The organism is Bacillus sp. 5w2 (assembly GCF_054353775.1).
Map to the genome: position 1 here is coordinate 78,590 of NZ_JBTIWT010000024.1, position 8,809 is coordinate 87,398.

General features: G+C 35.4%; 7 protein-coding genes and 1 pseudogene. All 8 read left to right on the forward strand.

All coding sequences use genetic code 11. The annotated features are described in order from the left end of the window. Positions 1-615 (forward strand): annotated as a pseudogene (locus ACXY7N_RS27050) (S-layer homology domain-containing protein); the annotation flags it as partial. A gap of 144 nt (positions 616-759) precedes the next feature. After that, entirely contained in the window at positions 760-3,099 is a 2,340-nt protein-coding gene (locus ACXY7N_RS27055; protein WP_488592799.1) for a hypothetical protein, read from the forward strand. Positions 3,100-3,231: 132 nt separating this feature from the next. Next, on the forward strand, positions 3,232-3,393 hold the full coding sequence (locus ACXY7N_RS27060; protein WP_048530121.1) for a hypothetical protein: 162 nt from the start codon (positions 3,232-3,234) through the stop codon (positions 3,391-3,393). Positions 3,394-3,788: 395 nt separating this feature from the next. Beyond that, positions 3,789-4,649 carry a Flp pilus assembly protein CpaB gene (gene cpaB / locus ACXY7N_RS27065; RefSeq protein ID WP_488592800.1) on the forward strand — a complete coding sequence of 287 codons (861 nt, stop codon included), beginning with the start codon at positions 3,789-3,791 and terminating at the stop codon, positions 4,647-4,649. Positions 4,650-4,665: 16 nt separating this feature from the next. Next, on the forward strand, positions 4,666-5,484 hold the full coding sequence (locus ACXY7N_RS27070; RefSeq protein ID WP_088083276.1) for a CpaE/TadZ family protein: 819 nt from the start codon (positions 4,666-4,668) through the stop codon (positions 5,482-5,484). A gap of 16 nt (positions 5,485-5,500) precedes the next feature. Then, positions 5,501-6,934 carry a TadA family conjugal transfer-associated ATPase gene (locus ACXY7N_RS27075; RefSeq protein ID WP_488592801.1) on the forward strand — a complete coding sequence of 478 codons (1,434 nt, stop codon included), beginning with the start codon at positions 5,501-5,503 and terminating at the stop codon, positions 6,932-6,934. After that, positions 6,927-7,859 carry a hypothetical protein gene (locus ACXY7N_RS27080; RefSeq protein WP_088083278.1) on the forward strand — a complete coding sequence of 311 codons (933 nt, stop codon included), beginning with the start codon at positions 6,927-6,929 and terminating at the stop codon, positions 7,857-7,859. Before ACXY7N_RS27075 ends, ACXY7N_RS27080 begins: the two co-directional genes overlap by 8 nt. 1 nt (position 7,860) lies before the next feature. Beyond that, the gene (locus ACXY7N_RS27085; protein WP_488592802.1) at positions 7,861-8,727 is read left to right on the forward strand and encodes a hypothetical protein; all 867 of its coding nucleotides are present in this window, start codon (positions 7,861-7,863) and stop codon (positions 8,725-8,727) included. The last annotated feature ends 82 nt before the right edge of the window (positions 8,728-8,809 follow it).

Below are 8,809 nucleotides of genomic sequence, written 5' to 3' on the forward strand. Positions count from 1 at the left end.
AAACCAGAAGAAAAACCAGAAGTGAAGCCAGATCCAAAACCTGAAACAAAACCAGAGGAAAAACCAGAAGTGAAGCCAAATCCAAAACCTGAAACGAAACCAGAGGAAAAACCAGAAGTGAAACCAGACCCGAAACCTGATGTTCAATTGCCTACAGGTATGGATTCTAATCTAGTCACAGAGAATATTGAATATTACCCTGAAGCAGTAGAAAAAATGCCAGTTGTAAAGCAACAAGTTTCGAATGAAGCACAAAGAATAATAAAAGAGGTTAATGGAAGATTCGGTACAATTTTAAAGTATAGTGAAATTAGTAACGATGTATCTTTACTCGATAAAAATATGTATCTTCCTGCAGGTACTATTGGAGCGCAATTTGTTGTGCAATCAGATAATGAAGGAAATTATAAAATTATATTTTTAGATAACAACAAAGCTACAATATCTTTAACTAAAGAGTGGACGAAATTATTAAGTGGTTTGAACTTAGATAATGAGTTACAGGAAGCAATAGATACTCAAAAAACAAAAGTATTTGAGAAAGATAATTTTAAAATCCGTATTGCACACTCAACTGCGGAACATATGATGTATGTTGAAGTGGAAAAGAAATAAAGTTGTTATTATTAGAGAAAATTGATATCATTATACACGTAATATAACAATAGAATAATTTTACGATAATTACGTAAAGGACACACCTTACGTACCTACCAAAGGTACAGGTGTGTCCTTTTTTGTTTTCTAGGGGGATAAGATATGAAATTAAAAAGGAAATTATTAATTAGTTGTACGTCTGCATTGTTGTTATTACCTACATTGGCACATGCAAAGAATAGTGATGTACCCTTCTTTGATGGGAATGAAGAAAAATTTCTGAAATCAAAAGAACTGCAAATGCCAGGAAGATTTTATCGTCCAGGAAGTGAGTATGCTGCAAAAGAATCACTATATTTAAGTGACTTACATTATCCAGCTGTATATAATGGTTCTTTTAGTTGGGATAATTCAAATGAAAACAAAGTACAGAATGAACAACTCTCAGAACCTTTTGTTCGTATTGCTAATGAAGGGTACCTAAACACTTCGGTTCCTGCAGGAGATCGTATGGTAACCGAAGTACAAAGAATTAATGACGACGTAATAGCTAGTAAGTATTGGGGGAATCCTGAATTTGTTTTAGCAGAAATACTGAAGTATAGACTTTCGCAGTATCAAGGAAGTAAAGTATATGGCGATTTTTACTGGATTCGTGATATTGCCTATTTATCCGGAGGGTATGCTGGATCTGGAGGAAACGCTAATAAATATAATTTGTGGTATGTACGTACAAGTAAGCCTGAAATAAAAGATTTTAAAGCGTCTAGTAGCAAAAAAGATGTACCTGTTAAATTTATATTTAACGGTTTTGAATATGTAAGTAAAAATAAAGGATATAACGATCGAGATCCCAATGGAACAACAGTAAATCCTTATCAAAGAGCTGCAGGTGAACGTAATCGAGTCAAGTGGATGCTTGATATCATAAAAGATGGCGAAACTGTGTATCATCAAGAAAATTACTTACGTTCAACTCCACAAAAAGATAACCAAAAACCAAATGAAGGAGATGCAGGGAAATTAAAAAAAGAAGATGTAACCTGGCAGCCGCAATTGTGTGGACGATATACTGCGAAAATTAAAGTAACAGATGCTGTTCAAAGGGATTCAAATGAGAAAACAGTTGATTTTATTGTAGATGGAAATTGTGGTACAGAAGTAACACCTAATCCAGATCCAGGTGATGAAGATGACTTTAAATATAAAATTGATTTCTCTGCTGACCGAATTGAAGGAGAAACAGTAAGAGAAGGAAAGAATATAAAAACAAGAATAGATGTATCTCGTGATAATTTTAAACCAGAACGTGATCAATATAGAACAAAGGTGAATAATGATATTAATAAATCTCAGCAGGAAGTATATAGTGCTGAATCCGATAGAGATAGTGCGCAGTCTAGTTTAAGTTATTGTCGCCGTAATCCAATTCATGAGAAGGATGGAGGAGGCCATGATTACTATATTGATAGAGATTGCTCTTGGGAAGAAAATAGACTGGATAGTGCTGCAAGTAGGCTAGATACAGCAAGGCAGAAGTTAGAAAAAGAGAAAAACAAAATTAAAAAGTTAGATGCACTAGAAGCGAAATATGCAAATCCTGAAACAGTAGTCGTGCTCAAGCATAACGGACAACAAGTAGCATCACAAAAGGTAAGGTTAACTGAGGGAGAAAAGAAAACCTTGAACCTTGGCTGGCAACATAAGGGGAAAGGAACAATTCAGGCGGAAATTAACCCTTCTGGTAATCGTTTAGATATAGAAGAAACCACATACAAAAATAACCCTATTAAGACAGCTATCTATGCACCATCTCATGAAAAAGGGACGTGCGGAGTAACGAGTGTAAAAGGTGTGGTAGAAACAGTAAGTGAGCGTGTGTCTAAAGAAGATACAGTTGGAGAAATGTTCTATGAAACATTAAGTGGAAATATTGATAATTTAGCACCATCTAAGCTTCATGCTGGGTATGGTTTTTTTTATGAAGCAAACGGAAAATACAAAAATGATTGGAATGCTAATTATCCAGGTGTATTTACAAAAGCAACGGCACAATATCCTTTTGCTGATGAAGGATTAAAACCTACACAAGAATTAGACATTGTTTCTAATACTGCTTTAACATCAAAATTCTTACCTAAAAATATGTATTTGTCTGAAATAACAGGACATGTCTTTGATAGTAAAAGACCAACTAAGTCTTTATATTGGGATGGACAAGAGAAAATTATTGATGGTGGACAAAAATGGTATGCACCATTAAAAACGAAAGATGGAAAATATTCTTTCAATGTTGAGACAAATCCAGCAGGTGTGAATGAAATGAGCTTGTGCCTGACAAATGAGGTAGAAATTAAAGGTGTCGCATATGATGACTTTAAGAAGAGAAGGGTGCTGGCAGACCTTCCATTCCCTGTACAAACGCCAGGATGGAACTGGGTTGGAAAAGACCAAATAATCACAGACTTATCAAATTGGTACTACATGAAGAATAGAAATTAGTTAAATAGTATTATATAATTAGTTGAATCGATAAAAGTATATAATCCTTCTTAAACTAGTAGCTGAATGGATAAACCAAAGGCACATCCCTTAATGGGGTGTGCCTTTTTTTCGTAGAAAGGGGAATTAGAAATGGATAAAAAGAAAAAACAACAAGTGAGACGTGCAGTTTTTATAGGGGTTGTTGCAATGATTGTATCTTTGTATATTGGAAGTGAGTTGCAGGATCGGAATGGGAAAAGTTATGCCCCTGCAAAGTATTTTGAGACGGGGACAAAGCTTGTTTCGTTCTAACAGATTTATAAATAATAAAATAAAAAAAGAGGCAACTGTTATACAATACTGTCTCTTTAAGGATAGCAACTGACCACCCTCAAATATTTAATCACGTTAGAATGATTTCACCATATTTTAGAGTTGATTAATTACTTAAAAACCCTAATATTAAAACGTTTTTAGGCTTTTTTATTTTTAAAATCAGAGCTTTAGAATGGTAAAAATAATATTTTTTTAGAAATGATTGACATAAAACTCTATATATCATAATATTGAAATTGTAATATTAAAGGAATCAAATACAACATTTTCATATAGACTTTAGATTAGCTAAAAGGACACACCTAAGGCGCATTATGCCATAGGTGTGTCCTTTTTTGCGTTTAAAGGCTATATAAGGAGGAATACAAACATTGAAGCCATCTAAGTTTCAAAAGAAGCAGATTACTGCGGTAGGTTTAGCTGCTGTAACAGTAGCGAGTATCTATGGATACAATCATTTTGCAGTAGAAAATGCAGTAAAACCAACAAAGATTGTTGTAGCCACAAAGGATATACCTGCACATACAGAGATTAAAGAAGACATGCTAGTGGAACGAACATTACCTGGTGATGCCATTCCACCAAATGCATTACGTGTAAGCAAAGAAGATATTGTAGGGAAGTGGACAAATGATGGGCAACCCATAACCGAAAATAGCTATCTCTTTAAAAACAAAGTAGTAAAGAAAGAAGAGTTACCGGACTCTGCCATTTTAAATTTGAAAGATGGAGAAGTTGCTTTCCCGTTACTTGTTGATTTGGAAACAAGTTCAGGGAATAGTATTATTCCTAACACATATGTGGACTTGTATTTCAAACAGGTTGTAAAAGAAGGGGACAATGAGGAGGTTGTCTTCGGTGGTCTGTTCCAACGTGTACGCGTGACTGCAGCAAAAGATAGTAATACAGAAGATGCATTTGTGCTAGAAAAGAAAGAATCAAAAGAGGAACAAGAAGGAAAACAAAAGCCAAAGGTAACGCGATTATATACACTGGCTGTTTCACCTGAACAACTTCAATACTTAAATCGTGCAAAAACACTTGGAGATGTGATTCCTGTTGCAGTTGGACAAAAGGTGAAACAAACAGGGAAAGAATTAGAACCAGCTGAAGGGTTCTCACAAATATCTGATCAAAAGAACATTTTAGACTATGTAGAGAAGCATTCGACTAATCCAATTTCTAAAAATGTAAAAGAGTATGTAGCACAGTATCTGAACGAATCCAAGTAAGAGAGGGGTTATTAAGATGGAGCGGCAAGTAAGAATCATTGCCTTTTATGCGACAAACGAAAATGTAGGAAAAAGCACATTAAGTATTGCGATGGCAAATGAATTAGCTCATTTAGGGAAAAAGGTCCTTTATGTAGAAGCAGACCAAGTAAGACCAAGCTTCGCAGTTGGAACCGGTTTTAGCCACGATATTAAAAACATATTAGAGCTTGTAAGAAAAGAAAATGAATACAATCTCTCACAGTATATTTGTACTAAACAAGATTTATTAGAGAAAAAAGTGAATCCAAGGTTGATGCAAAAATTGCACGATAAGATGGATTTTCTGGTGTTTCCATCAGGTTATAGGTTAGCTCAATTCCCAGAGATTCAAAACAAAGAATTGTTTGTAACGACATTAATAGAATTACTTGTAGCCACAGAATACGATTATATCATTCTATCGGTGCCAACTGAATTATCAGAGGTGTTGAGTTATCCAATCCTATACCAATCAGACCTTGTTGTTCATGTGCTAAATGGAAATCCTCGTGGTGCGATAGCAATTAAGAGAGAATTACAACTAATAGAAGATGCGAAGCTAACATTACCTCGAATGATTCATGTGCTAAATATGGCAGATGAGAATTATGTAGAAGATATTGAAAAGCTTTCTTCTCAAAAAATAGCAGTAACCATTCCGTATGATAGAGATCGTACGAGTTACGAATGGGGGATGCAATTTGGTTCCCCACAAATTAATACAAAGGTCCATCAAATTATGGAAGCAGCTAGGCTTAGTATTCCATCCCAGCAATCCTCTATGAAAAAGGGTTTCTTTGGTTTACGAAATTAAAAGGGAGGCAAGGAATATGTGGGGCTATTTACAAGAAAAACAAACCGCCTTAAAACGAAATCGAGTGGATTTATATCATTTTGGTTATATGATTCGTTCCAAATCAGCTCGCAAGTTAGGAACAACTACAGCTCAACAAATTAAAGATATAACAGATGAAATTCGTGCATTTTTAGTAAAAGACCATCGTGATATCCTAAGTGAATCCTTTATGAATAAAGAAAAGAGAGCAGCTGTAGAACAAATCATTAAAAGCTTTTTATTGAGTAATCAAGTCGTTATTTCAGATGTACCTTCTGAACAGTTATTGAATATGGTGTGTGACGAAATTGTGGGGTTTGGGATCATAGAACCTTTAAAAGAAGATAAGGATGTAACCGATATTTATATAAATGGCACAAAAGAAATCATTTACGAAAAAATTGGAGAGGGAGAATGTACATTTCCTTACCGATTTGAGACGGAAGAAGAAGTGAAAGCTCTAGCTTATAAGATGGTAAACAGTACATCAGAGTCATTAAATACGGCAAAGCCATATGTGGACTGCGTGTTTCCATATATCCGCATCAATATTGCTTTAGATGAACTTGGGGGACTCGGAACAACAATAACGATTCGTAAGAATGCGGATCACCTTCGTGCTTCTGAAGAGCGTATGTTATCTACCAATCAAGCGTCAAAAGAGATGTTGGACTTTTTTGCTGCTGCCGTGAAAGCCAAAATGAATATTCTAGTGGCTGGAGCTACAGGTACCGGAAAATCAGAGTTTATGAAATATCTTGCCTCTCACATTCCGAAAGGAAAGAAAAAAGAACGTACTCTTGTAGTAGAAGATAACCCTGAACTCTATTTACATCGTATTTTTCCAGAACATCATTTTGTTCCGATGCAGTGTAGGGCATCCGAAGTAGAAGAGAATGCAATCGATTTTGATAGGCTGTTAACAAATGCTTTACGTCAAGGGCCAAAACGATTAATCGTAGGGGAATCGAGGGGTAAAGAAGCATTGAAAATGATTAACTTCTTCCAAACAGGACATCCTGGCTTTACCTCTGTCCATGCAAGAAGTGCAAAAGAAGCAGTTAGACGCTTAATGCTCATGTGTCTGCAAAGTGGTGCGAATATCGATGCTCAGTATTTATATGAATTAATTTCTCAAACATTTGATGTGATTGTCTTTTTAGAAAAAAAAGATGATGGGAATCGCTATATTACAGAGATGATTGAATTATTGGATTATCAAGGTGACATACAGTTCAATCAGCTTTCTCAATTTATTCTTTCAGGTGAGGAATACGATGAAATGAATGAGAGAGTAGGAAAGATTCATGGAGCTCATATCATTACAGCAAAAATGTCAGCCGAAATGGAGAAGAAATTCCGTTCTTCTACTGTAAATCCAGCTTTTTATGCGCCATTCCTTTCACAACAGGAGGTGCAGTATGCATAGTTTGTTCGCCTATGGATGTATATTTTTAATTTTTATTAGTATAGTATTTCTCGTTTTACTTTTTGCAAAATCTAATGGTTCTGCTCTTTCTCAATTTGTACAAGAAAATGAGAAAGAAGAAAGGCGCTTGGAACTAAGGAATATTAAGGGGATACGAGTGTATCTACCACAATCCGTTATCCAAGAAGCCCAAAAGTACGAATGGAAATTGACGAAAAGCATGTACTGGGTATATACGATTCTTTCCGGAATGAGTATTGCAGCGGTATTATATTTTTCTTTTGGAAGAGATCCTTTTACACTGATTTCCGTTTTATGTGGATTTTTAGTTCCGAGATTCCTTCTCTATCGAAGAAAAAAACGTTACTACTTGGTTGTCATTGACCGTCTTTCTATTTATATGAAGGCAGTAGCAAATGCACTTCAAATTAGTAATAACGCCAAACGCGTGTTACTACAAGTAAAGCCAATGATGCATGAGAGCATTCAAGAAGAAATAGAAAAAGTTTCTCTTTTATTAGAAGGTGGTACCACAATGCACCGTGCATTTAGAGAATTCAATGAAACCTTTAACTTTAGAGAATTGGTATTTTTCCATGAAATGTTGGAAGTGTGTAGCCGAGAAGGCGGAGCAAATTCAGTGCAAGTCTTACTAGATATTGCAGAAGATTTTGAAAAACAAAAGCTATACCTGGCAAGATTACGTTCTAGTTTGTCGCAAGCACAACGTGCCTTTGTACAAAACTGCTTAATCGTCATTGCCATGCCAATTGTGATTATGTTGATGTCAAAAGAAGCATATGGATTTTTAGCAGGTTCTCTGATGGGGAGAATCGCATTAGCGGTAAATATGTTCATTGTCTTTTTCTTAGCAACCCGTGTAGAAAAAATTGCGAATTATAATCCAACAGAAAGAGGGGAATAAAGTGGCTGCGATTTTAGCTGTAGTGGTATTCGTTGTCATGTATTGGGTATTCTCTACCTTTCTACAAAGTAAAAAAGACAGTGGTAGCCTACTTACAAACTATGTAGAAAATGCAAAACGAATTGAAAAAAAGAATTTAAATCAAATGATGCTTGCTCCCTTCCAGTCGTTATCACATAAGTATCTGACAGAAGAAAAGAAAGAGCAGATCCAGAAAAAATTAGAAGAAGCTGGTTTGGATACGAAACCAGAAGAATATTTGAAAATGAAAGTTGCGTATCCCGTCATTTTCACCTCCGTTTTCTTGATATGTACGGTGTTTCATGATTACTACTTATTTAAAGTAGGCGTTTTGATTCCACCACTGCTTTATTTCTACCCTGATTATCTATTAAAGAAAAGAATCAAGCAGGCGATAGAAGCAAGGAAGTTCGAATTACCAGAGTATCTAATTCCCATGCTGCAGTTGTTAAAAACACATACAACATTAGAAGCAGTAAAAAAGGCGCAGATATATGCTGGGAGACATCTACGACCGTATGTATCTACACTTACAGCGGAATTAGAAATGTATGCGGGTTCGGATCAACCATTTCGTAACTTTGCAGCAGCTTTAAATAGTCCAGAAGTCAATACCTTTACGATTGCGCTACAACAAGCACAAAAAACGGACAAGGTACAGAGCCTTCGTATTATGGACGCGCAGATTAAAATGATGCGAGAGCTAAAACATGAGAACTATAACCGTCTCATTCAAAATAAGCCAATGGAAATGAATAAATTTAACGTTGCCGTTATTGGCTGTATTGTGATTTATCCAATGGTTATTGTTATTCAATCCTTAATGCAAGGATTTGCAAGTATATAAGAAGCTAGTATCCCAAATTGAATAAGAAGAGGAGCAATACACATGTTAACAAAAATGAAGAATTGGTTAAAAAACGAAGACT